The following is a 20,505-nucleotide window of genomic DNA, read 5'->3' as shown; positions in this document are numbered from 1 at the left end:
ACCATGGCCACGCAGACCGAGGCACCCGTCAAGCCGGGAGCCGAGAACAAGCTGTACATCCTCCAGCAGGGCATCGTCGAGGACGCGCCCGGAGGGGTGCCGGCCCATCTCAGCTTCGGCATCCTCAGCACCGTCCCGGACCCGGTGAACCCCGGCGACATCACCTTCACCCTCAAGGCACCCACGGGCTTCGCATTCACCGGTTGGCTGTCCTGGGCCTACCACGACGTCAACACGCTCCAGGCGAAGGGCAACCTCAAGACCACCCAGGGCACGCTCGCCGACGGAGGCCGCACGCTGACCTTCACCCACAACCCGTACCTGTCCACCAACCAGGAGGCCCTCGGCTACGGGGCCCAGGTCACCGCGATCGACGGCGCGACGCCGGGCCGCTACACCGACGGCGAGCTCCGGGTGGGCGCCGCCAACCCCGTCAAGCTCAAGGGCCGGGTCCTCGACCCCAACGAGGACTGATCCACCACTGACCGACCAGCCCACGGGTGGCTCCGGCGCTCAGCCGGAGCCACCCCGGTTCTTTCCCGGGCCAGGCGGGCGTTCTTCGGGCGAAGAGGCCGGGGCCGCCAGAACGCGCTCCGGCCTCTTCGCCCGAGCCTCTGGCCCCGATACACCCTGTGCAGTGACGCCCTGTCGGCACCCTCGCCGCGAGCCACCTCGGTCAGGTGGGTGGCAGAGCGGGCCGAGCGGTCATGACCGTGCCCGGCCGCTTGCGGCCGCCGCTGTCCATCCCTCCGCCTGGAACGGTCGTCCGTCCGCCTCGCTGTGCGGGGCCCGGATCTCCAGGGTGCGGAGTTTTCTGCTGATTTGTGTTCCGGTCGAGCTCTTGCATGGGCGGCGAGTTTGACTTGCTCCTCGGGCTGAAGCCCGAGGATTCTGGCCTTCTCGTCCGTCGCTGTGCCGCTACGCGGCACGGGGTTCGGGAGAGAATCCGTGGCTTCCTGCTTCGTCGCGCTGTGCCAGGACGAGTCCTGGTCTGACCTGCGCTCCACAGGCGGCGACCGCCAGTCCGGCGGCCGTTTTCACGTTCTTCGCGGCGTTGTGGTCCCGGTCATGGACCACACCGCAGGCGGCACAGGTCCAGGTCCGGATGTGCAGGGGCTTGGGACCGTCCTTGAACCCGCACGCGGAGCAGACCTGGCTGGTCGGTGTGAACCGGTCGATCTTCACCAGGGTCCGCCCGTATCTCACCGCCTTGTACTCCAGCATGTGCACGAACTGCGCCCAGCCCGCGTCATGCACACTCTTGGCCAGCCTGGTGCGCGCCAGTCCCTTGACCGCCAGGTCCTCCACACCGATCGCTTGGTTCTCGCGGATCAGCTTCGTGGAGAGCTGGTGGTGGAACTCCCGGCGCGCGTCGGTCACCGTCGCGTGGGCGCGGGCGACCTTCAGGCGCGCTTTCTCGCGATTCTTGCTGCCCTTCTGTTTGCGGGACAGCTCGCGCTGGGCCTTCTTCAGCTTCTTCTCCGCGCGGCGCAGGAACCGCGGGGAGTCGATCTTCGTGCCGTCGGAGAGGACCGCGATGGGGGTCCCCCCGGACGGAGTCTGGGGGAGGGTGAGCCCCAGGTCGATGCCGACGGTCTGGCCAGTGTCGGGCATGCGGGTGGCATCGGCGGCCGGGTCGGTCTCGATGACGAAGGAGGCGAAGTACCGTCCGGCCGCGTCCTTGATCACGGTGACCGAGGAGGGCTGTGCGGGCAGGGTGCGTGACCACTTCACCTTTACCGCGCCGACCTTGGGAAGGTTCAGCCTCCCGGAATCGGTGACCGACCAGCGGGCATTGGCGGTGAAGCGGATTGACTGCCGTTTGTCCTTGCGGGACTTGAACCGGGGCGCACCGGTCTTCGCACCCTTGCGCTCGCCTTTGAGGGAGGCGAAGAAGTTCTTGTTGGCGGCCTCGGCGTCGCGCAGGGACTGCTGGAGCACCACCGAGGAGACCTCGCCCAGCCAGGCCCGTGAAGGGGTCTGCTTCGCGGCGGTGATCAGCCTTTTGGACAGCTCGCCGGCCGTCGGGAACGCTGCGCCCGCTTTGCGGGCGTCCTCCCGGGCGCGCACCGCGTCGTTGAACACGACGCGGGCGCACCCGAACGCCTTGGCCAGCGCGGTGCGTTGGCCGGTGTCCGGGTACAGGCGGAAGCCGTACCGGAGTTGCATGACGGTCACACTAAATACTTGGGTTATGGGCGAGATTCAGAAGATCAGAACTGGCCCGCACTGTGCTTTCGTGATGCATGTCCACTTGGTCTTCGTGACCAGGTTCCGGCACAAGGTGTTCACCGATGCCCATCTGACGCGGATGGAGGAGATCATGCGGTCGGTGTGCACGGACTTCGAGTGCGAGCTGGTGGAGTTCAACGGCGAGGACAACCACGTCCACCTTCTGGTGAACTTCCCGCCCAAGGTCGCCGTCACCAAGCTCGTCAACCCCCTCAAGGGCGTCTCATCCCGCCGTCTGCGCCTGGGGGCACCTCCCGGCCGAAGGCTGGGGGAGAGTTCCCCGACCTGGTACGGCACTACTGGCGGGCCAACAAGCTCTGGTCCGGGTCCTACTTCGCCGGGACCGTCGGCGGCGCCCCGCTCTCCGTGGTCAGGCAGTACATCGAGCAGCAGAACCGGCCGGTGTGAGCACCGCACGGCTCCGCCGGGACCAGCCATCGCGGCGCTCCGCGCCACGGGTAGTGGACACACCATCCGGCTCCGCCGGACAAGAATGCGCGACGCTCCGCGTCGCAACCATCAGATTCGCTTCACCACCGGGCTGAAGCCCGATGCACTGCGAATGAATCCCGGTAGCCACAGCCGAGACCACCGGTGTGTCCGAAACGGACTGAGCGGCCACCACGTCACGGCGACTGTGACGCTGAGCCCGGTCGGTGCGCTGGACCGGGTAGGTGCGGGGAAGTGTGCCCTCGTATGCCCTGTCCCCGGAGCGGATTTTCGGGAGCCTCACCCTCCCGGCACCGATGGTTTTCAGCCATCCGCCCGGTGTACCGTGCCGGGCACCGAGGCAAGCAGACGGAAGAAAACCCTTGACGACGATCCAGCACAGCCGGGCGGGAAGACGGCAGGCCATGCGTCGCATCCGGCCCCGGCGTTCGCCCGCGGCGCCCCTGCTGCTGCTCTCCTGGACGGGTGCGGCCGCCGTGCTGTGGCTGTGGTGGCACAACACCCCTGCCGTCGCCGCCACCACCGCCGACCGGCTGGTGAACGCGGGCCGGATCACCGGGCTGCTCGCCGGCTATGTGATCGCCCTGGTGATCGCCCAGATGGCGCGCGTCCCGACCCTCGAGCGCCGGGTCGGGTCCGACCGCGTGGTGCGCTGGCACGCGAGGAGCGGCCGCTACGCGCTGTTCTTCACCCTCGCCCACGTCGTGCTGATCCTGTACGGATACGCGCTGCAGGCGGACACCGGCATCGTGGCGCAGACGGTCTCCGTCGTCACCGGCTACCCGAGGATGATCGAAGCGGCCGTCGGCACGCTGCTGCTGCTCCTGGTGGGCTTCGTGTCCGCCGGCGCCGTACGGCGCCGTATGCGCTACGAGCTCTGGTACTACCTGCACCTGCTCACCTATGCCGCGGTCTACCTCGCCTTCTGGCACCAACTCGCCACGGGCAGTGAGTTCGTCGGCGACGCCACCGCCCGTACGGCCTGGTACGCCCTGTACGTCGCGGTCGGCGCCCTGTTGCTGTGGTACCGCGTGCTCACCCCGGTGCGGCTCAACCTCCGGCACCGTATGCGGGTCGAGTCGGTCGTGCAGGAGGCGCCCGGTGTGGTGTCCGTGCTGATCCGCGGCCGGCGGCTGCACCGGCTGGGCGCCGAGGCGGGGCAGTTCTTCCGCTGGCGGTTCCTCACCAAGGGGCTGCGGTGGAGCGCCAACCCGTACTCGCTGTCCGCGCCGCCCCGCCCCGACCTGCTGCGGATCACCGTCAAGGCCGTCGGCGGCCACAGCGAGGCGCTGGCCCGGCTGCGGCCGGGCACACGCGTGTGGGCGGAGGGCCCGTACGGGGCGATGACCGCCGCACGCCGCAGCCGCGGCAAGGTGCTGCTGCTCGCGGGTGGCGCCGGTATCACTCCGCTGCGGGCCCTGTTCGAGACGCTGCCCGGCGCGCCCGGTGACCTGACCCTGCTCTACCGAGCCCGCACGGCGGAGGAACTGGCGCTGCGGGACGAACTGGAGACGATCGCGGACGAACGGGGGGCGCGACTGCTGTACGCGGTGAACAGCCCGGACGGCAGGCGACCGGCGATCACCGCGAAGCGGCTGCGCAGGATCCTGCCGGACATCGCCCGTCACGACGTGTACCTGTGCGGGCCGCCGGGGCTGGCCGAGGAGTCGTACGCCGCACTGCGCGAGGCAGGTGTCCCGCACCGCCGCATCCACCACGAGTCCTTCGAGTTCTGAGGAAAGCCTGTGACGTCCAGTACTCCTGATGCGCTGGAACTCCCGTGAGGAAGAAGCACCCGCTCCGCCACGCGGTGCTGGCCACGGTCAGCACCGTCTCCGGCATCGTGCTGCTGCTCGCTCTCAAGCCGACCACGGATCCGTCGTCGGCCGAGGCCGGCACCCCCACGTCCGCGATCACGTCGGACGCAGACGCGTCCCCCTCCCCGTCGGCGTCTCCGCTCTCCCCGTCCCCGTCGGCCTCGCCGTCGAAGGCGCCCGAGAAGAAGAGCACCCCGTCCTCTTCCCGCACGAGCGCGTCACCGTCGCACCCCGTGTCAGCCGCCCCCGCGAAGACCAGCAGCGCTCCCTCGGCCCCGAAGACCACCTCGGCCGCCCCCACCACCCGCTCCGTCACCGGCGCCACGGCCCAGACGAAGTACGGTCCGGTCCAGGTGCGGATCACCCTCACCGGGAGCAGGATCACCGGCGCGACCGCCGTCCAATACCCGGACGAGGCGGCACGGAGCAAGGACATCTCCTCCACGGCCATCCCCAAGCTCAACCAGGAGACCCTGGAGGCGCAGAGCGCGGACATCGACACGGTGTCCGGCGCCACGTACACCAGTGCGGGCTACAAGCAGTCCCTGCAGAGCGCCCTGGACCGGGCCGGCGTCTGAGCCGGACAGTGCGATCGGCGGACAGGCCTCTCACAGTCCCGTCTCACCGAATCGAGTCGGCGCAGGCCGGCGGCCGGGGGCGGCCGGACCACCATGTGTGCCGCAAGCGCAGGAGCCCTTCCTTCCGCTGGACGGAAGGGCTCCTGACCCGCCGATTCGGTGCGGCACCCTCTTCGGTGCCGTCCGTCGACCTGCGTGTGCGCGCGAGGAGAGATACAAGTGAGGAAGGAGCCGACGCGACGGATACGACGTTTCGTACGCCGTTTCGCCGCCCTGCGGTCTCTGCTGAGTCTCCCCAGCCCCCGAGAGTCCGGGGGCAGGATGGGCGATGAATGGACATGGAGAATGGCGGCCCCCTCGGAAACGGCCTCGATCAGTTTCCGGATCAGGTCACCTCGGCCACGGCGGTCGTCGACGCCCGGGGGATCGTGACGGGGTGGAGTTCCGGCGCACAGCGGTTGCTCGGGTATCCGTACGAGGACGTTGTGGGGCGTTCCGCGGCACGTCTGCTCGGCGGGAACGCCGACGCCACGGTGCATTTCTCCGCGGTTCTCGAGGGACGAAGCGGGCCGACTCCGTTGCGGCACCAGGACGGCCACCTCAGGGAAGCCGAGTTGCAGGCGTACGCGTCACTCGACCGCGAGGGCAACGCACAGTGGCTCATCGTGGCCGCATCGCCACAGCAGCCGCGTCCGCATCGGGAGCCGCGTCCGCAAAAGGACGAGGACGAGGACGAGGCGACGACGGAGGAAGCCTTCGCGCAGTCCCACCTGCCTGTGATGATCTACGACACCGAGTTGCGGGCCTTGCGGGGGAGCGCCGGCGCGGCCCGCGAACTGGGTCTCGCGGAGGAGCAGATGCGCGGTCGGCGCGTCACCGACATCCTGCCTCCGCACATCTGCACCACGGTCGAAGAGGGCATGCGCCGGGTGTTCGAGACGGGAGAACCGGAGCGGTTCCAGGTGCATGGCCGGCCGCGGCGCGGAGCCCGCAACAGATACTGGGCGGTATCCGTGTCCCCCCTGCGGAACCCGGCAGGACAGGTGCGACACGTGCAGCTCATCGCGCTCGACGTCACCGAACAGCACCGGGCCCGCGAGCGGCTCGTCCTGCTGAACGACGTCAGCGCACAGGTGGGCAGCACCCTCGACGTGATGCGCACGGCCCAGGAGATGGCCGACGTGGCGGTGGGGCGGCTCGCCGACTTCATCAGCATCGACCTGCTGGACGGGCTCTTCCGCGGCGTCGAGCCCAAGCCGTCCGCCACGGGCTCCGTCGCGCTGCGCCGCGCCGCGCAGCAGTCCGTCCTGCCCGGCATCCCCGAGTCGGTGGTCCAGCCGGGCGAGGTGGACTACTACCCGGAATCCTCGCCCCCCGCCCGCTGTCTGCACACGGGTCGGTCGTCGCTGCACCGCACCCTGGACGAAGCCATCGAGAGCTGGCAGGTCGCCGACCCCGAGCGCGCGGGGAAGGTCCGTGACTTCGGGATGCATTCGATCATGGTCATCCCGCTGCGCGCCCGCGGCATCACGCTCGGCGTGGCCGTACTCGTCCGCCACCGCCGCCGGGACTCCTTCGACGAGGACGATCTGCTCCTCGCAGAGGAGATCGCCGCACGCGCTGCCGTGGCCGTGGACAACGCCCGACGCTTCACCCGCGAGCGGACCACCGCCCTGGCCCTGCAACGAAGCCTGTTGCCACAGCGGCTCCCCGTCCAGGAGGCCGCGGAAGTGGCCTACCGCTACCTCCCGGCCCGGTCCCGGGCAGGGTTGGGCGGCGACTGGTTCGATGTGATCCCGCTGTCGGGTGCCCGGGTCGCCCTGGTCGTCGGAGACGTGGTGGGCCACGGCCTGCGCGCCTCCGCCACCATGGGGCGGCTGCGGACCGCGGTACGCACGCTGGCGGACGTCGACCTGCCCCCCGAGGAGCTTCTCGTCCATCTCGACGACCTGATCACCCACCTCAGGGCGGAGGAGGACACGGCAACGGATCCCGAGCTCGAGATCGTCACCGATCTCGTCGCCACCTGTCTGTATCTGGTCTACGACCCGGTGTCGCGCCGCTGCACCGCCGCCGGGGCGGGCCACCCCCCGCCCGCCGTGGTCACGCCCGACGGCAAGGCCGAGTTCATCGATCTTCCTGCCGGCCCTCCGCTGGGAGTGGGCGGGCTGCCTTTCGAAGCGGTCGAATGGGAAGTGCCCCGAGGCAGTCTCCTCGTGCTGTACACGGACGGCCTCGTCGAGGTCCCCGAACACGACCTCGGCAGGGGCATGGCGCTGCTGCGCCGGCGCCTGGAGCGCCCCGCCGACTCGCTGGACGCCACCTGCGACGACCTGGTCCAGACTCTCCTCCCCGCACAGCCGTCGGATGATGTCGCACTGCTCATCGCCCGAACCCGGGCCCTCGACGCCGGCCAGGTGGCCACCTGGGATCTGCCTTCCGACCCCGCCGCCGTGGCCGACGCCCGCGAGAAGGTCGCCCGGCGCCTCGCGGACTGGGGCCTGGACGAGGTGGTCTTCACCGCCGAGCTGGTGGTGAGTGAACTGGTCACCAACGCGATCCGGTACGGCACCCCTCCCGTTCAGCTGCGCCTGATCCGCGACACCGCGCTCATCTGCGAGGTCTCCGACAGCAGCAGTACCGCGCCGCACATGAGGCGAGCGCGGATGTTCGACGAAGGAGGGCGCGGCCTGCTGCTCGTTGCTCAGTTCGCCCAACGTTGGGGCACACGCCACCGGGCCGGAGGGAAGTCGATCTGGGCCGAGATCGGTGTGCAGGACGAGCGGTCATGACGTGCCCGGCCGCCTGCGGCCACCGCCGTCCGTCCCTTCGCGCCACCCCGTCCGGAGCGGTCATGGCAGTCGGGCCGGGCACCCGCTCTCGCCACGCACGGCGTGCACGCGCCACCCGCGCGAACGCCGCGGCCGAAGCCGAGCTCGAGCCCGAGCCCGAGACCGAGCCCGACTCTGAGCCCGAGCCCGACTCCGAGACCGAGCCCGAGCCCGACTCTGAGCCCGAGTGCAAGCCCGAGACCGAGCCTGAGCCCGAGCCCGAGCCCGAGCCCGACTCTGAGCCCGAGTGCGAGCCTGAGCCCGAGCCCGACTCTGAGCCCGAGTGCGAGCCTGAGCCCGAGCCCGAGCCCGACTCTGAGCCCGAGTGCGAGCCTGAGCCCGAGCCCGAGCCCGAGCCCGAGCCCGTGTCCGTGTCCGAGCCCGTGTCCGTGTCCGAGTCCGAGTCCGTGTCCGACTCCGAGCCCGACGGACCCAAGAGCCTGGCGCGGGGCCTGTGGCGCCCTGCGATCCGGAGGGCCGCGGAGGTCTGAACCTATGACGGTCGGGCGGTCTCGGAGCGGGTGCGTTCGTATTCGGTCTCCTCCAGGATCTCCCAGACTGCCTGGCCGATGGCGAGGACGCCGCGGGCCGGCAGGGGCACGTCACCGATTCGCGGATTGTCGGGCAGGTGGACGGGGAGCCCGAGGTCGACGCCGTCGAGTGTGGCTCGTGAGTCATCCACGAAGTACATCCGCTGTGGCATGAGCGTTCCGGTGTGGCCGCTTGGCATCACGCCGGACATCTGCAGGTGCCCCATTCCCAGCGCACGAGCCAAGTGCTCCCGAGCCCGAATCAGAGGGCGAGGGCGCCAGGTGGCGAGCGGTAGCGCTGCGCCGATGCTGTTGAGGACATCGAGGAGCCGGGTCGAGGAGGCGGTGAGGGTCCAGTCCAGTGAGGGAGAATCCATCATGACCCGTAGGGACGCCGGGCCTGTCCAGGTGAGGGTGATGTGGGCGTATCCCGTGCGGGCGCAGGCGGCGCCGTAGTACCTGGGGCATGCGGTGTCGAGTCGTGCCCCGTCGACGTGGATCGACCAATTGCCGCTCGGGTCACGGTGCCACAGCGTGCGGTAGGGACTGAAGCAGTTCTCCGGAAAGACACGCAGTGCGAGGACGTGACCGGAGTCGAAGGGCAGCCCGAACACGCCCCAACCCTTGACGTACTCGTGATGGGGCCAGGGTGCCTGACCTCGTGTCGGCGGAATGTCCGACAGCTTGGAGGACAAGTCGAGCATCTTCATCGCCTCGCAGGTTGACCACCGATGCCCCGGCTCAAGCGTACGCCGGACATGCGTCAGAGCTGGTCGGCCGATTTGCAGGGCTGCCGGCCCGAACCGCAGGTCCCCCCTCCTGAACCGGCCCCTCTGTGTGTGCCCCCGGCAGGTTCGAACCTGCGACACCCGCTTCAGGAGTTTCCTCTGATCAAGGCCGTGACCTGCGTGAATGCCAACCGTGGGGTGTATGGCCTGGGAAAACACCCCTCCATCGTTCTCGCCCGAACTCGAGGTTTCCCGACCTCATGTGTGCCGAATCCGTTCTGCGCGGCACCTGTCTGACGCTCCCCGGGGCCGGGATCCCCCCCCCGGGAGGGATCCCCCCGGGAGGGATCCCCCCGGTGGCTGGTGCGCACCGCAGAACGTGCCGGCTGCCCGGTCTCCAGTTCCACAAAACCGAACTGGCCACCCTGATTGCGCTCCAGGGCCACCAGACGCCGCCTCGCGCTCGGTGGTCATCCTGCCGCACGCGGGACCTCGGCACGGAGCCGGCGCGATTGATCACCTCTTGTCCGACTCGTTCCATGTCGCCGGGCCGAGGTGTAACAGTTTTGGCCGAGTTGACTCTCTTGTATTGGAGGACCGAGTCGGTCGGCCAGGACAGGGGGCACGGCTCGTGCAGCGGACGGACGAAAGCGGACCGGTTGTTCCTCGACCCGGTCCGGATCACCGGGCTGTGCTCACCTTCCCGCTCCTGCACCTCATGACGGGTCTGTACGCGTTCCGCCTGGACGGAGAGCGGCCCGGCCCGCCGTGGAGCCTGGCGCTGCAGCAGTTCGCCCACCGGCGGCTGATGTACCTGGTGGTGATCCAGTCCGTCTCCACCGCCGTGTCGGGCTCACGGCTGCGGTGGCGGCGCATGGAGCGGAACGGCAGCCTGCGGCCCCGCTGGGCGCCGAGGCCCCTGGAGCGACCTCACCCCGCAGGAGCCAGGCTCTCCGCAGCCGCAGCCGCAGCCGCAGCCGCAGCCGCTGCCGTACGACGGCTTCCGGCAGCCCGTCCCGCACGAAACAGCGCAGTGGTACTGAAAGGACAGTGATCCGAGCCCATGAGCGGACACCGGCGCCGACCGCCGCAGCGCTCCATCGCCGGCAACCGTGCCGCGGGTGACCGTGTCGCGGGTGACCGTGTCGCGGATGACCGCGCCACCACGCACCGCCGGGCCTCACAGCATCAGGCCCCGGGACCGGGCAGGTCACGCCGTGCCCGGAGAGCGGCGCCGCCGAAGAAACGTTGGATCGACTACCCACGCCGGGGCAGGACGGGTCCGCGCCGCTGGCTGCCGTCGGTGCGTCAACTGCTGGCGCTGTTCCTGTTCTGCTTCGGCGGCACAGCAGCGGCCATCGGTTATGCCTACGCCACGGTCACCATCCCCGACCCCAATCCTTCGACGCTGCTGCAGAACAACGTCTACTACTGGTCCGACGGCACCGTCCTGGCGGCCGATGGCAGCGTCAACCGGCAGAACGTCACCCTCTCGCAGGTGCCCACGGACGTGCAGTGGGACTTCATCGCGGCGGAGAACTCGTCCTTCTACACCGACCCCGGCATCGACCCGCAGGGCATCCTCCGCGCCGTCGTCCACATGGCCGAGGGCGGCTCCGTCCAGTCCGGATCGACGATCACCCAGCAGTTCGTCAAGAACACCTACCTCGATCAGTCGCAGACGATGTCCCGCAAGTTCAAGGAACTGCTGATCTCATCCAAGATCGGCGCCGTCATGACCAAGCAGCAAATCCTCCAGGGATATCTGAACACCTGTTTCTTCGGCCGACAGGCCAACGGCATCCAGGCCGCCGCCCGCATGTACTACAACCTCCCGGTGGAGAAGCTCAACGTGAGCCAGGGAGCCTTTCTCGCCGCAGCGGTCAACGAGCCGAGCCTCTTCCAGTACGCGGACTCCGACCCCGAAGCCAAGGCACAGGCGCAGGCACGCTGGTCCTGGGTACTGGACCGGATGGTGACGACCGGCAAGCTGACGCCTGGGCAGCGGGCTCGGTACACGGCCGCCGACTTCCCGACGCCCAGGAAGTGGACCCCCGGTTCGGGGTTCACGGGCCAGGTCGGTTACTTGGTCCAACTGGCCAGGTCGTATGCCGAGGCGCACAACCCGGCCATCACCGACCGCGGCCTGAGCCAGGGCGGTTACCAGATCCACACCACCTTTGACAGGAAGAAGACGGCGGAACTGACCCGTGCCGTCGCACGGGTACGCAAGGAACGCCTCGAGCCCACCCGCCGGTCGGTCGACCGGGACGTCCAGGTCGGAGCCGCCTCAGTGGATCCCACGACCGGCAGGATCCTGGCCGTCTACGGCGGTTCCGGCTTCGACCAGGGCCACTACTCGGACAACGCCGACACCTCCGGCGTCCCGGTGGGATCGACCTTCAAGCCGATCGTCCTCGCCGCCGCACTCCAGCACGGAGCCGTACTGCAGCCCGGCAAGTCCCCGCAGCCGATCACCCCGGCGAGCAAGTTCAACGGTGACGACGACATCAGGATCAAGGATCAGCAGGGCAACTACGTCACCGACGACAAGGACCCCACCGGTCTCCTCCACCAGCAGAACGACACCGACCACCGCTGGGGTTACATCACTCTGCGCAAGGCGATGGAGCAGTCGGTCAACACGCCGTACGTGCAACTGGGGGAGTACGTCGGCTACGGGAACGTGGCGAAGACAGCACAAACCCTCGGCCTGCGCTCCGGCAGCCTCGCCGCTCCCAGTGCCGGCTTCTACATCGGCACCTCGACGCCGAGCGCCATCCGGATGGCCGGTGTCTACGCGACCTTCGCCGCCGGCGGGATGCAGAGGACCCCTTGTTCGGTGACCAAGGTGACCCACGACGGCTCGGTACTGGCCGGCTTCACCGCCCCCGCCCCCGTGCGGGCCCTGTCGTCGGCGGTCGCCCACAACGTGACCGACGTGCTCCGGGGCGTCGTCGCCCAGGGCACCGGCACGAAGGCGCAGGCACTCGGCAGGACCGCCGCAGGCAAGACGGGAACCACCGATGACTTCCGGTCAGCCTGGTTCATCGGCTACACCCCGCAACTCGCCACCTCCGTCGTCCTCTTCAAAGAGGACCCGAAAAACCCGCAGCTGCAATCCCTGATAGGTGTCGGCGGCCTGCAGAAGGTGTTCGGTGGCGACATCCCCACCGAGATCTGGACCCAGTACATGCGCGACGCCCTTGCCGGCCTGCCCGACGCTCCCTTCCCCGCGCCCGCCTCCCTCGGCCGCGGCGCCGACGAATCCGGCGCTCCCTCTCCTTCCGCGACCCCCGGTAAGCAGGGCGACAGCACCGGTAAGAAGACAACGACCACCCCCCAGCGCACCCCGAAAGCCAGCCCCACGTGCCACGGTCGCAAGTGCCACTGACCGCGTCAGGATCGGGCACGTCATGAACCGCATCGACCGTCTGCTGAGGAGGCGCCCCGGTCGTCAGTGACCGCCGCCGTTGATGTCACACCTGGATGCCACATGCCCCGGACCATGATCGGCCGGGGCATGTGGCCTGTTGCCCCGGCAGGATTCGAACCTGCGAACCCGCTTCAGGAGTTTTCGTCGACCGCGAGATCTCGCTCGACTGCACTGCGGCAGCCGGACACCGTCGCCGAACTCCTCGTCAAGGCAGGGCTGGTCATGCACGCCCGCGTCGTACGCGAGCCCAACGAGGACGAGGCGCGGCGCCGTGCCTTCCTGCCGGCCCGCAAACCGGCAGGTGCCGCCGCCTGACGGCCCTCAGAGGTCAACTCACCTGGGGCGGGGCGGGCTTCGTACTCACGGCCCGCCGCCCCTCCAGAACCAGCACCCCCGCCACCACCCCCGCCAACGCCACAAGCGCAACCAGCGCCGGTACCACCACGACCACCGCCCCCGCGCAGAGGCAGAGCGCGCCCCCGACGATCAGCGGCACGGAACGTTGCCCGGCAGTACGCAGCGAGATCGCCGCGGCGGCGGCCAAGAACACCCCCGCACCACCGGGAAGCGCCCAGGCCACAATCCCGTGCAACGGCTCGGACAGTTCGTAGTGCCCGGTGTCGGCGACCTGCTGGAGAACCTTCTTCATCCCCAACGCGGTAAGCACGACCCCACCGACGAGCGGCAGATGCAGGAAGGTGTAGACGTCACGCGCAAAGCGGGTCCGGTCATCGCCGCCCAATCCCGCGAGCCGATGCTCAGCCGCAGCGCTCACCCGCCCGAAGTACACCCGCCACAGCCCCGCCACCACGAGCAGCCCCACCGCGGCGGCTCCCAATACGGGCCAGGTCGGGGCGAAACCGGACGCGCCCACTCCGATGGAGACGATCGACTCGCCGAGGGCGATGATGACGATCAGCCCGTGCCGTTCGGAGAAATGCCCCGGTGAGGCCACGCGCCAGCCGGAGCCACCGACGAGGTAGATCCCGAGGTAGTCGATCGCCACGGCGCCGAGCCAGAGCAGCACCTGTGCGAGGCCGCTGAAGGCGCTGCCGACCAGGAGCAGGGCGAACGGCGGCGCCACGGAGAACAGCGCGGTCCGCCGCAAGGTGGCCCGGAGCGCCAGGTCATCCGGGTCGGACATCCAGTACGTGACGAGATGCAGCACCCGCACAGCCCCGTAACACAGGACGAAGACGAGCGGCACCGGCAGCCCGCCGGCCGCGTCCGCATACACCTCGGGCACGATCATCGAAACGACCATGACCACGGCCATCACCGCGACGAGCACCCCGAACACCGCCCCGGAGTCGGCCCGCACCACATTCCCCAGCCAGGCGAAACAGCACCAGCACCACCACAACAGCGCGAGCACGACGCCCGCGCCGAGCAGCCGCAGCGCGGTCGGGTCGGCCGCCATGAGCGCGGTGACCTGTGTGATGGCGTACACGAAGACCAGGTCGAAGAACAGCTCGGCGGGCGTGACGCGATGCCCGCCCTCCGTCGGAACGATCCGCGAACGCTCACCGCGTGTGGCCACGACTCCCCCTCCCGACCGGACCCCCCGCCCGGTCGAACCCGGGCGGAACAATACCCAATGCCGCGTAGCCAAGAGGTGCAATGTCAAATGGTTTGGGCGATTTTGTACGATTTGGCGGCATGCGGGCATGCGGGCATGCGGGCATGCGGGCATGCGGGCATGCGGGCATGCGGGCATGCGGGCATGCGGGCATGCGGGCGGGGTGCCACTGGCACCGCAACGAGACAGCCCACGTCCTCGGCAATCGGCATCGGACGCACCAACCACCTACGCCGGCAACACGCCGCCGCAACCCGGCACGGCTGGATCCGAAAGATCAAGAATGCCGCCCACGCCGCAGCCTTGACACCATCCAACCCCCTTGACCACGCGGCACTGGAGGAACGCCCAAGGCCGCGAAGTGAGGCGGCGTGGCGGCTTCGGGGTCGCCCTTGCCCTCCAGAGCCGCCACCGGGTGGCCGTCTTCCACCGGACTCCCGTCTGCGGCGCGACCCACACCGGCTTCACGTCCCGCGCTCGCAGATCCTCGACCGGTCGCCGGAGTTCTGGGACTGCTGATGTGCGGAAGCGGGGCGGGCCGGGCGGCGGCCCGCCGATCCTGGTCGTCAGCCGTGGTGCCGCCCGGTCAAGGAGGCGAGCCCGTCCTCCAGACTCTGACGGAACGCGGACCGCCGTCTCTCCGGTATGTCGAGCAGCAACCGGTCCTCCAGCTCCTGCACCGCCGGCGCGCACGCCGCGAGCAGTTCCTCCCCCTCCCGCGTCAGCCGGGCCTCCATGGTCCGCCGGTTCCCCGGGGCATGGGCGCGTTCGATCAGCCCACGCTCCTCCAGCGAGCGCACGATCTCGTGCATCGTCTGAGGTCTGACGAAGGAGCGGCGGGCCAACTGGGCGGAGGAGAGCCCGCCTCGGTGCTGAAGCACGGTCAGGGCCGTGTACTGGAAGGTTGTGAGCCCGTACGACCTTAGGGCCTCGTCCATGAAGGAGCGGATGGCCAGTTCGAGTTGCTTGACGAGATAAATGGTCAGCGGGCCCTTGTGGCCCTCCGGGTCCGGATCGGGATCCGCACCCGGAGCCGGACCCGGATCCCGGTCGGCTGCCTCCGCCATCGTGCGCACCTCTTGGTCGTTCGTCCGGGAGGTCGGGCAAGGCCGTCAGAGCGGTCGGACGACCGGTGTCCTCACCCGATAGCCGACAGGTAGCAGTTCCAGGTCACGTCGGCGTGCCACGGTACCCCACAGGCCGTGGGGCATCCACAGCGTCATCCCGATGGCCAGGGCGCCGAGCCCGATCAGGTACCAGGTGCCTCCGTTGTCCCCGAACCAGTCCTGCACCAGGAAGAACACGATCGCTCCGATGATCGGTCCCTCGAAGGTGCCGAGGCCGCCGATGACCACCATGAAGATCATGTACGCGGACCAGTGGACCCCGAAGATGGAGTCCGGCTGCACCCGCAGGGTGTTCGCGAGGGTGAGCCCGCCGGCCGCCGCGCAGCCCACCGCCGCGAGGACGAAGACCAGCCGCTTCGCCGAGGTGACCCGTACCCCGACAGACGCCGCGCCCACCGGGTCGTCGCGGATCGCCTCCAGTGAAGCCCCCAGTCTGCTGCGCAGCAGCACGAACACAGCCAGCAGCAGCACACTCATCAGTGCCAGGGCGAGCCAGTACACCTGGGCCTGCCGCACCGCCGGATCGGTGGCCGACAGATCGGTGAGCGAGCGGCCGGAGCCGCCGCCCAGCGAAGGCGTGTTCACCACGACCAGCCGGAAGAACTCCGCGATGGCCCACATGCCGATGGCGAACTGCCCACCGGTGAGCCGGAACGCGAGCAGCGAGGTGGGTACGGCGACGGCACCCGCGAGCAGGGCCGACAGGACGACCGCGACGAAGGGGCTGACGCCCCGGTCGACGAAGAGGAAGACACCGTACGCGCCGAGACCGATGAAGCCCTGCTGGCCGACGGAGACCAGACCGGCGTAGCCCGACAGCGCGTTCCACATGGCCGCGACGACGACGAGGACGTACAGGGTCGTCAGCTTCGCGGTCACCTCGGGCGTGAAGACGAAGGGCGCGAACGCCAGGACGAGCAGCAGGGCGGCCAGGGCACCGGACGCCGTACGGGAGACGGGGGTCCACCGGTGGATGGTGGCGGTGGCGGAGGTCATCGGTGCTGCGGGGGTCACCGGTGAGGCGGTGGTCATGTGCGGCTCCTTCTCATGCCGAGCAGTCCCTGCGGACGGAAGGCCAGGACCGCGAGGAACACCGCGTGTCCGGCCACGATGGAGAAGCGCGGATCCATTTGCGCGCCGACCGTCTGGGCGACGCCGAGGACCATGCCCCCGGCGAGCGTCCCCCACAGCGAACCGAGCCCTCCGATCACGACGACCTCGAAGGCGAACAGCAGCTGGGTCGGCCCCATGGACGGGCTGAACGACGACCGCATGGCGAAGAACGCTCCCGCCAGACCGGCGGTGGCGACGGCGATGGCGGCGGCCCAGGCATACACCCGGCGGCTGTCGATCCCGACCAGCTCGGCGGTGTCCGCGTCGGCGGCGGTGGCGCGGATCGCCCGGCCGATGCCCGTACGGGCCAGCAGCAGTTGCAGCCCGCCCAGCAGCGCGACCGCCACCACCACGGTCAGCACACCGAGGTACGGGATGCTCACCGACGACCCGAGCTGGAGACCGGAGGTGGACAGCGAACCGACGTCCAGGGAACGGGAGTCGGCGCTGAAGATCTCCAGCAGTACGTTCTGCAGCACGATGGCGAGACCGAACGTGGCCAGCATCGACGACATCTCGCCGGTGCGCAGCGCCCTGCTGAGGATGCTTCGCTGCAACGCCACTCCGACCAGGCCCATCACGGGCAGGACCAGCAGTACCGCGAAGAACGGGCTGATGCCGACGGCGGCGGCCAGCGTCGCGACGAGGAACGCTCCGAGGACCGCGAGGTCGCCGTGGCTCAGGTTGACGGTCCGCATCACGCCGAACATCAGGGAGAGGCCGCAGGCGAAGAGCGCGTAGAGGCCGCCGAGCATGACGCCCTGCACGATGGCGTTGATCCAGTTCATGCCGGCTCCTCCTGCACGGTTGCGGCCGTGGCGCGGCTCAGCCCGAAGTACGCCTCGACGACCTGTTCGCGGGTGACGTCGTCGGCGGGTTCGTCCAGGACGACGCGCCCTTCGAGCATGCACAGCACGCGCCGGGCCACCCCCAGGGCGCGGCCGAGGTCCTGCTCCACCAGCAGCACCGTCGTACCGCCGGAGAGGATCGTGCCGAGCGAGTCGTAGAGGGTGTCGACCACGATGGGCGCGAGGCCCAGTGAGACCTCGTCGAGCAGCAGCAGCCGGGGGTTGGTCATCAGCGCCCTGCCGATGGCCACGGCCTGCTGCTCGCCGCCCGAGAGGTTGCCGGCGCGGCGCTTCAGCAGCCCGTCGAGCAGGGGGAAGGCGGCCACGACCGCTGCCAGGTCCCACGGTCCGGGGCGCCGTACCCGGGACGCGACCAGCAGGTTCTCCTCCACGGTGAGGTCGGCGAAGAGCCGCCGCCCCTCCGGGACCAGCGCGATCCCGGCCGCGACACGGTCGTGGGCCGGCCGGGCCGTCACCTCCACACCGTCCAGGCCGATACGGCCCTCGGCCGGTCGGTGTGCTCCGGCGACGGCCCGCAGAAGGGTGGACTTTCCGGCACCGTTGGCCCCGACCACCGCCACCACCTCGCCTTCGTCCACGGCGAAGGAGACGTCGCGGACGGCGCGCAGCAGACCGTGCCGTACTTCGAGATTCTCGACCGACAGCAGACTCATGCCGCGCTCCCGAGGTAGGCCTCGACGACCCGGGGATCGGACATGACGGCGTCCGGTTCGCCCGCGGCCAGGATCCGGCCCTGCGCGAGACAGACCAGCCGGTCGATCACCCGCAGAAGCGCGTGGATGACGTGCTCGATCCAGACGATGGCGATGCCGTCGGCGCGCAACTGCTGGATGGTGGCGATCAGTTCGTCCGTCTCGGCGTCGGTGAGGCCGCCGGCGATCTCGTCCAGCAGCAGCACCTGCGGATCGGTCGCCAGCGCCCGCGCCATCTCCAGCCGCTTGCGCTCCAGCAGGGTGAGCGCGGCCGCGGGCCGGTTGGCCTGGCCGAGCATGCCGCAGCGCTCGAGTACACCGAGCGCGTGCTGCTGCGCGGCCCGGCGCCGGTGCGAACCGCCCTGCACCGACGCGACCAGCACGTTCTCGTAGGCCGTCATGCCGGTGAAGGGGCGCGGCACCTGATGGGAGCGCCCGATGCCGCTGCGGCAGCGGCGGTCGACCTTCCAACGGGTCACGTCCTGCCCCTGGAAGGTGACGCTGCCGTCGGAGGGGGCCTGGGCACCGGAGAGGATGTCGAGCAGGGTCGTCTTTCCGGCGCCGTTCGGGCCGACGATGCCCAGGGCCTCGCCGGGGGCGAGGGCGATGTCGATGCCTTCGAGGACGACCAGGCTGCCGAAGCGCTGGTGAATGCCGTTCGCCGCGAGCACCGGCGAGGCCGGGGTGGCCAACCCTGTGGCCTCCCCCGTCCGCACGGTCACCGGCTCAGCGGAGGGGCTCAAGTTCGCCTCCGAGAGGGATGTCGCCGAAGGCGCCGTTGTCGACGATGACCGGTTCGACAGCGAACTTGCTGCCCGACCTGGCCTCGCGCCACTGCCCCATGACCAGCGGCTCCGTGGACACGTTCCTCACCGGCCCGGACCTGAAGTCCAGCGGCCCGGCGACGGTGACGAGCCGGGCCTTGCCGAGGGCGGCCGCCAGTTCCCCGCGGTCCTTGGGGTCGGAGGTCGCCCTCAGCGCGTGGACCGCGACCTCGAAGAGAGCCATGTTCGACCCGATGATCTGGGTCCACTGCCTGCCCGTCGACTTCTCGTACTCGTCGGCCAGTTGCTGGGCGGTCTGGTGGGTGAGGGTGGAGACGTACGGGAACTTGGGCGACCACCAGAAGCCGGCCGTGAGGCCGTGTCCGAGCGCGCCGAGCGCCTCGATCTGGGAGGGGAGCAGACCGGTCTTGGCGATGCTCGCGATGCGCGGCCGGTAGCCCTGCTGCCGGGCCTGCTTCCAGAACGTCGCGAAGTCGGGCGGCAGCGGGAAGGTGTTGAAGATCTCCGCGTCCGCCTTCTTGAACGCCGCGATCTGCGCCGAGTAGTCGTTCGTCCCGTCCTCGTACGCCCCCGGGTCGACGATCCTGAACCCGCTCTTCTTCAACTGCGGCCCGAGCCCCTGCCGGATCGCCTTGCCGTCGGGGTCGTTGGGCCACAGGACGCCGACCCGCTTGTTGGTCTCGACCCCGCCCAGCGTCCACAGGGAGGTGTACGCGGCATGGAGCTCCGCGACGCCCAGGAAGAAGTGGTACGTGTACGTGAACGGCTTCTCGGGGGTGGCTCCGCGGCCGAAGTACCAGGCCTCCCACGGCACGGCGGTCGACAGACACGGGACCTTGGCCGCCTCGCACGCGTCGGCGACGGGGTTGACCGTCTCCGGCGTGGAGGTGACGAGCATCAGATCGATCTTCTCGCTGTTGATCAGATCGGTCGCGACCTGCCCGGCGGTCTGCGGGTTCGACTGACTGTCACGATCGATGATCTCGACCGAGTACTTCTTGCCGCCGATCTTCAGCCCGTCCTCGAAGGTGGCGCGCAGCTTCTTCATCAGGAACGCGTTCGGCTCGCCGAAGCCCGCGGCCGGGCCTGTGCTGGGCGAGACGTAGCCGATCCGGAGCACATCGTCGGTCTGCGCCGAGGACTCCTTGATGCCGCCGCACGCGGTCAGCAGACCGCCTGCGGTGAACAGCCCGGCGGCTCCGGCCGTCCCCCGGAGAAGGGATCTTCGGGACAAATTGCCGTTCGCGGGTGTGCTCATGGGTGCGCTCATGAATGCCTCCGGGCACGTCGAGGGAGCGGAACTGAGGGTGGTGGGGCTGCTGGGGAAGCCGGAGTGGGCGGCTGAAGCCGCTGGGGGAAGCCAGAGCCGGCAGCAGAAAGCGGTGGCGGGTTCCTTCGCGTCCCGGTAGGGCCGGGCGGCTGCCCGATATCAGGAACCCTGATGATTGCCACGATGATGCACGCGGCGATGCCGGATGACAAGGGTGTTGCCGAGGCGTATCGGACGCACTCTTCGGGTGCCGTCCGCCCGGCGCCACGGACAGGGAGAAGTTGTCGCGACGGCCTTGACCCGGCCCGCTCGCCGGGCGTAAATCTTTCTCAGGATTCCTGACATCTGGACAGGGTGGGCCGCGCCCGACGCACGTGCTGGGCTCGACGCCTCGTACGGCCCGGCGGAACTCCTCGCGGCGTGGTCCTCCTGAGCACGTCGGGTTACATCGGGACACATGTCGGGCCG

The 20,505-nt window shown here is 69.6% G+C and carries 16 protein-coding genes and 1 pseudogene; 8 read left to right on the top strand and 9 right to left on the bottom strand.

All coding sequences use genetic code 11. The features are described from left to right. The first annotated feature begins 3 nt into the window (after positions 1-3). A complete protein-coding gene (locus OG289_RS22390; RefSeq protein ID WP_327315817.1) occupies positions 4-474 on the top strand; it encodes a hypothetical protein in 471 nt (156 codons plus the stop codon). Between the two features lie 444 nt (positions 475-918). Here the strand turns inward: OG289_RS22390 and OG289_RS22385 are convergent, their stop codons facing one another. Continuing rightward, positions 919-2,169 (bottom strand): RNA-guided endonuclease InsQ/TnpB family protein, encoded by a 1,251-nt coding sequence (locus OG289_RS22385; protein WP_327315816.1) that lies wholly within the window; start codon positions 2,167-2,169, stop codon positions 919-921. 25 nt (positions 2,170-2,194) lie between these two features. On the opposite strand from OG289_RS22385, the pseudogene tnpA reads away from it, so the two are divergent. The 4 genes and pseudogenes from tnpA to OG289_RS22365 all read left to right on the top strand — a co-directional run bounded on the left by tnpA (position 2,195) and on the right by OG289_RS22365 (position 7,869). Next, positions 2,195-2,640: pseudogene (gene tnpA / locus OG289_RS22380) on the top strand (IS200/IS605 family transposase). Positions 2,641-3,086: 446 nt separating this feature from the next. Beyond that, the gene (locus OG289_RS22375) at positions 3,087-4,418 is read left to right on the top strand and encodes a ferredoxin reductase family protein (RefSeq protein ID WP_327320766.1); all 1,332 of its coding nucleotides are present in this window, start codon (positions 3,087-3,089) and stop codon (positions 4,416-4,418) included. Between the two features lie 44 nt (positions 4,419-4,462). After that, entirely contained in the window at positions 4,463-5,077 is a 615-nt protein-coding gene (locus OG289_RS22370) for an FMN-binding protein (RefSeq protein ID WP_327315815.1), read from the top strand. Positions 5,078-5,409: 332 nt separating this feature from the next. After that, positions 5,410-7,869 (top strand): SpoIIE family protein phosphatase, encoded by a 2,460-nt coding sequence (locus OG289_RS22365; protein ID WP_327315814.1) that lies wholly within the window; start codon positions 5,410-5,412, stop codon positions 7,867-7,869. Positions 7,870-8,401: 532 nt separating this feature from the next. On the opposite strand, the gene OG289_RS22360 is transcribed toward OG289_RS22365, so the two are convergent. After that, complete coding sequence (locus OG289_RS22360) at positions 8,402-9,148, bottom strand: hypothetical protein (protein ID WP_327315813.1); 747 nt, start codon at positions 9,146-9,148, stop codon at positions 8,402-8,404. A gap of 709 nt (positions 9,149-9,857) precedes the next feature. Between OG289_RS22360 and OG289_RS22355 the strand changes: the two genes are divergently transcribed. The 3 genes from OG289_RS22355 to OG289_RS22345 all read left to right on the top strand — a co-directional run bounded on the left by OG289_RS22355 (position 9,858) and on the right by OG289_RS22345 (position 12,917). Continuing rightward, on the top strand, positions 9,858-10,220 hold the full coding sequence (locus OG289_RS22355; RefSeq protein ID WP_327315812.1) for a hypothetical protein: 363 nt from the start codon (positions 9,858-9,860) through the stop codon (positions 10,218-10,220). Positions 10,221-10,469: 249 nt separating this feature from the next. Continuing rightward, positions 10,470-12,560: a transglycosylase domain-containing protein gene (locus OG289_RS22350; RefSeq protein ID WP_327315811.1), complete on the top strand. Its 2,091-nt coding sequence runs from the start codon at positions 10,470-10,472 to the stop codon at positions 12,558-12,560. Between the two features lie 102 nt (positions 12,561-12,662). Beyond that, positions 12,663-12,917: a hypothetical protein gene (locus OG289_RS22345; RefSeq protein WP_327315810.1), complete on the top strand. Its 255-nt coding sequence runs from the start codon at positions 12,663-12,665 to the stop codon at positions 12,915-12,917. 13 nt (positions 12,918-12,930) lie between these two features. Here the strand turns inward: OG289_RS22345 and OG289_RS22340 are convergent, their stop codons facing one another. From OG289_RS22340 to OG289_RS22310, 7 genes are all read right to left on the bottom strand, one after another. Then, the gene (locus OG289_RS22340; protein WP_327315809.1) at positions 12,931-14,052 is read right to left on the bottom strand and encodes a low temperature requirement protein A; all 1,122 of its coding nucleotides are present in this window, start codon (positions 14,050-14,052) and stop codon (positions 12,931-12,933) included. Positions 14,053-14,747: 695 nt separating this feature from the next. Continuing rightward, entirely contained in the window at positions 14,748-15,248 is a 501-nt protein-coding gene (locus tag OG289_RS22335; protein ID WP_327315808.1) for a MarR family winged helix-turn-helix transcriptional regulator, read from the bottom strand. A gap of 45 nt (positions 15,249-15,293) precedes the next feature. Beyond that, complete coding sequence (locus OG289_RS22330; protein WP_327315806.1) at positions 15,294-16,340, bottom strand: branched-chain amino acid ABC transporter permease; 1,047 nt, start codon at positions 16,338-16,340, stop codon at positions 15,294-15,296. Beyond that, positions 16,337-17,209 carry a branched-chain amino acid ABC transporter permease gene (locus OG289_RS22325; protein WP_327315805.1) on the bottom strand — a complete coding sequence of 291 codons (873 nt, stop codon included), beginning with the start codon at positions 17,207-17,209 and terminating at the stop codon, positions 16,337-16,339. Before OG289_RS22325 ends, OG289_RS22330 begins: the two co-directional genes overlap by 4 nt. After that, positions 17,206-17,943 carry an ABC transporter ATP-binding protein gene (locus OG289_RS22320; RefSeq protein ID WP_327315804.1) on the bottom strand — a complete coding sequence of 246 codons (738 nt, stop codon included), beginning with the start codon at positions 17,941-17,943 and terminating at the stop codon, positions 17,206-17,208. Before OG289_RS22320 ends, OG289_RS22325 begins: the two co-directional genes overlap by 4 nt. Further along, positions 17,940-18,725 carry an ABC transporter ATP-binding protein gene (locus OG289_RS22315; protein WP_327315803.1) on the bottom strand — a complete coding sequence of 262 codons (786 nt, stop codon included), beginning with the start codon at positions 18,723-18,725 and terminating at the stop codon, positions 17,940-17,942. The genes OG289_RS22320 and OG289_RS22315 overlap by 4 nt, the downstream gene beginning before the upstream one ends. Further along, positions 18,709-20,025, bottom strand: a complete 1,317-nt coding sequence (locus OG289_RS22310; protein ID WP_327315802.1) for an ABC transporter substrate-binding protein — start codon at positions 20,023-20,025, stop codon at positions 18,709-18,711. Before OG289_RS22310 ends, OG289_RS22315 begins: the two co-directional genes overlap by 17 nt. Positions 20,026-20,505 lie beyond the last annotated feature (480 nt).

This window comes from Streptomyces sp. NBC_01235, assembly GCF_035989285.1.
In the GTDB taxonomy this organism is placed as follows: domain Bacteria; phylum Actinomycetota; class Actinomycetes; order Streptomycetales; family Streptomycetaceae; genus Streptomyces.
The sequence above is the reverse complement of the archived record's forward strand: the minus strand, read 5'-3'. Positions and strand labels throughout refer to the sequence as shown.